At 21.1% G+C, this 897-nt stretch carries 2 protein-coding genes; both read left to right on the forward strand.

Annotated features, from left to right (window positions below; genetic code table 11):
• On the forward strand, window positions 1-320 hold a 320-nt coding region (locus ON17_RS00750; RefSeq protein WP_017191574.1), incomplete at its 5' end, for a hypothetical protein.
• Between the two features lie 54 nt (window positions 321-374).
• The coding region (locus tag ON17_RS00755) for an SVM family protein (RefSeq protein ID WP_017191575.1) at window positions 375-897 on the forward strand (523 nt) is incomplete at its 3' end.

The following is an 897-nucleotide window of genomic DNA, read 5'->3' on the forward strand; positions in this document are numbered from 1 at the left end:
TTTATTTATTTGCTTTATTAGGATTTTTTTTAATTTTTAATACTAAATGTTTGCATGCTTTCCCTGGTATAGATTTAGACGCAAGAAAACATCAACTTGAAGAAGAAATAAATACTTTAATAATAGAATTAACTAACGTTTTTAATGATACTAATTTAGAATCTCAAACACGTTTCAACAGAATTTCTTTAATTTCAAACAGAATAAATATTGTAGGAAATAATCTTCAAATGATAAATCAACAAATTTTTGCTCGAAACCAATACAATCTAAAAATACAAATCAACCAAAATCAACCAAATAATCATAGAAGACGTTAAAATAATTTAAAGCATGTTTTATTTTTATTATAAATATCAAAAGGAGATTAATTAATGTTTAAATTAAAAAATCAATTTAGTAGAATAAATTTATTCTTTATTAGCTTAGGATTGTTTTTTTTGGTTAATCATCATCCAGTGATGGCAATAGAAAATAAAAAAATATGCAATCTAAATATGAAAATTCATAATATTTGGATTCAACAAAAAGAAGATATTGTTTCTCATGTTATAAATAAAAATATTGATCAAATATTTAGTTATTTAACTTTAGATTATCCTTGTTATAATAGCACCACTAATAATGAAAATGATCTTTGTTGGCGTATCAAAGAACCTCCTAATAATCTATTATTTGTTTTTTTTGATAGCGGAATTAGATCTAATGAAGATGAATTTTATTCTTTAGAAGATCTAAATGAAATGGGCAATGGAGCAAAAAATATGTATATTTTTTGGTTAACAAAAACATTATATCCACAAATTAAAACTCAAAAAGATATTATAAATAAAGAAATATTTTACCAATTAAAAATAAAATTGAAAAATATTGAAATAGAAAAATTAAATATTGAAT

This window comes from Poinsettia branch-inducing phytoplasma str. JR1 (assembly GCF_000309465.1).
In the GTDB taxonomy this organism is placed as follows: domain Bacteria; phylum Bacillota_I; class Bacilli_A; order Acholeplasmatales; family Acholeplasmataceae; genus Phytoplasma; species Phytoplasma pruni.